We start from the raw sequence: 3,272 nt of genomic DNA on the forward strand, positions 1-3,272 counted from the left end.
CCCGGGCAGTAGTAGACGTCGCTGGTCGGATCATATCGAAAGTCGCTGCGCGAGAAGGTGCCATCATCTCGCTTCGATTTGTCGAGCACGGGGATATGTGGTGCGATGCCCTTCTCCTCGACAAGCCAGTTCAGCATCGAAGCCGCACCGTAAGCGGTATCGGCGGCAAGTCGCTCCGGCTTGAGGCCGAAGCACTCTTCGGTTCGGTCGATCATGGTCTTTGCAGCGCCGACCTCGGCCTGACGAATGGCGCGGGATGCCTCGACATCAACGATCACCCCAAACTTGACGTCGATGAGATAGTTGTCCGAGTAAGCGAAGAATGCCGGTCCCTTGTGCGCCCCGGTCCACTGGGCTGCGGGATCGGACGGCGAAACGAACTTCGGTACGACATCGCTCGCCGCGCCCCACGCTGTATCGTCGAGGGTCGCCAGATACTCCTTCACGGCGCGGCTGGACCTCGCCGGATCGCGATCCCTGCGCCAATCCTGACCCGCGATCGAGCGTTGCTTATTAGCGTCGGCCTGAATCAGGCTCGCATCAACCGCAAAGCCTTCGCCACCAACCAGACCGGCGGCAATGCATGTCTCCACGACACGCTCGAACACGCGGCGAAAAACCTCTCCCTCGCGGAAACGCTCATTGCGGGCACGTGAGAACGCCGAATGATCCGGAATCGCGTCCTCGATACCGAGTTTGCAGAACCACCGATAGGCAAGGTTCACCTGCACCTCGCGGCAGATCAGCCGCTCCGAACGGATCGCAAAGACATACCCCACGACCAGCATCCGGATCATCAGCTCCGGATCGATCGACGGGCGGCCTATGGACGAATAGTGGGGCGCAAGTTCGCCGCGCAGCCAGGTTAGATCGAGCGCGGCGTCGATCTTCCGTACTAGATGATCGTCAGGAACGCATCACCAAGGCGAAACGCGTAGAACAGTTGACCCTGGTCACTCTTCAGACGGCCCATCATGGATCGACCTCGCCCAGAATCGCGTTACCACAACGGAATCACGCCTCGCCGGCCATCTCAACCGACTTTTGCAACAAAATCTGCCAGGAAGAGACATTCGCCGTTTGACGCGGCAAACGTACGGCGTTGTCCCGCAGCAGGGGTCAAGAAGATTTGCTCACCCCCCAGAAGAAGGGAAACGGCCCTTGGGACACGCCAGTAAGGTTCTTCGTCCAAGCTGAGTGGCGAAGATACCAGCCGAGTGGGGCGCACACGACCTCGTTTAAAGCCACCTCATTCAGGCGTCGTGCAGCCACCCTTTCGTCATCAGGCGTGTTTGCGTTGAACCAGGCAGCAATCTCCCCTTCGACCGCGGGACTCTTCGCCCAGCCATTGACCGCTACGCTGCCACTCGCCTGGATAAACGGACTGATCGGAAACACCCAATCAACGCCGTAGGTGCTTGTGGGATACAGGTGCCAGCCACCCTTGGCCGGCGGGTTCTTCTGGGTGCGGCGCGCTACTACGGTGCCCCAATCGGCGGCGGCGAAATCAACGTTCATGCCGAGCTGCTTCAACAGATCCGCGGTCACGTCGCCCCACGCCTTGTGTTGGGGTATGTCCTGTGCGGCCATGCAAAAAATTGCATCGCCGGCATAGCCGCTTTCGGCGAGCAGCCGCTTGGCGGCATCGAGTTTGCGTGGGCCCTTGAGTATTTCGCCACCTTGCTCGGTATAGAGAGCAGAACCGGGCGTGAAATATCCAGGCTGCGCTTTCCACATTTTTGCATCGTCGCCGACATAGGCGCGCATGTATTCCTCTTGGCTCAAGGCAGTGAGGAGCGCGCGCCGCGCCCGCGCATCGTTGAAAGGCGGAAACAGGTGGTTCATCGACAGGACGCCGACATTCCCCAACCGGTCCTGGATATCGACCACAACATTACGACTCTTTCGCAGCATCGGGACCAGATCGGGAAGCGCGAACTCCCACCAGTCGATTTCGCGGTTCTGCAGAGCGGCGGCCGCGGTTGCCGGATCAGGCATGGTGATCCACTCGATGCGGTCCGTGATGATACGCTTTCCGCCCGCCATCCAGGACGCTTCTTCCGGGCGCGGCACATAATCGGCGAATCTTTCGAACGCCGACCGGCTCCCGGGAACCCAGTCACTGCGCGCGAAGCGCATGGGGCCGCTGCCGACGTATTCGGTGATCTGCTTGAACGGATCGGTCTCCGCAATCCGGGCCGGCATCACGAAGCAGCAGGGCGATGAGATCTTGCCAAGCGCCAGCAGCATCTTCGGATAGGGCTGCTTGAGCACCCAGCGGAACGTGCGATCGTCAACGGCGACAAGCTCTTGCTCGATGGTCTTGATCGTCTGCCCGAGCGGATCGCGCGCGGCCCAGCGATTAATGCTGGCGACCACATCCTTGGCCAACACCGGCTCACCATCGTGGAATTTGAGATCAGGCCGAAGGCGGAATGCCCAGGTCAGGCCGTCGCTCGACAATTCCTCGGCTTCGACCATCTGACGCTGGACGTTAAGATTACCGTCCACGCCGTAAAGCGTGTCCCACACAAGTAAGCCTGCGTTGCGGACTATATAGGCGGAGGTCCAGATCGGGTCAAAGTTGGCGAGGTCCGCGTGCGGCACCAGACGCACCGTCCGTGCCGCGGCGCGTTGCGATATTGCCGGAGTGGCCAGTCCACCTGCCGCGGCCACAGTACCGACGCCGGCGAAAGACTTCAGAAATGCGCGTCGATGCATTGCGTCCCCCGTCAGGTCGGACACGTCCGGATCCACCCTACACTGCGGTGCGAATAAAATCCATCGGATCGCGGATAATGGATCACGCTATCGGTTTGCAAGCGTGCTCGTCTGAATTGCGCGTCGGTGAAAATCTACATGGCGGTCGACTTCCGAAATGGGTCTTGGCTGTGTGAAAACGCGAAGACGCTCGATCGCGATAGAACAAGTTAGTCGTTGAAAGACCGTCTGAGATACCCGAATTGCAAGTCCGTTCAAGTTTAAGGTTGAACGTAAGAATATCATTCTCGTCGCGCGTTGGAGTTTTGCGTTTTCACACGGCAAGGGTCAGTCGCGTCACTCTGAGCGTGTATCGCTCACTTCAGGTCTGCACCGATTAACGGACATCAGTACAACATCCCGGTTGGTCCGATTCGTGCCAATGATCGAGATAGGGGGGCGTCTCGCGACGCCACCCACCGGGTCGCCGGAGGCAGTCACCCGCCTCCGGTCGGGTAGGATCGAGGCGCGGACCGGGCTTCGCATGATGCCGACGTTTCCTCGATCCCCCC

General features: G+C 60.0%; 1 protein-coding gene and 1 pseudogene. Both read right to left on the bottom strand.

Annotation, left to right across the window (positions count from 1 at the left end):
• Positions 1 to 976, bottom strand: a pseudogene (locus tag ABSE61_RS36695) (transposase); the annotation flags it as partial.
• A 143-nt stretch (positions 977 to 1,119) separates the two neighbouring features.
• Positions 1,120 to 2,721 (bottom strand): ABC transporter substrate-binding protein, encoded by a 1,602-nt coding sequence (locus ABSE61_RS36700; protein ID WP_423876041.1) that lies wholly within the window; start codon positions 2,719 to 2,721, stop codon positions 1,120 to 1,122.
• Between the last annotated feature and the right edge of the window lie 551 nt (positions 2,722 to 3,272).

Origin of the sequence: Bradyrhizobium sp. (assembly GCF_049519115.1) — a bacterium.
Classification (GTDB): Bacteria; Pseudomonadota; Alphaproteobacteria; order Rhizobiales; family Xanthobacteraceae; genus Bradyrhizobium.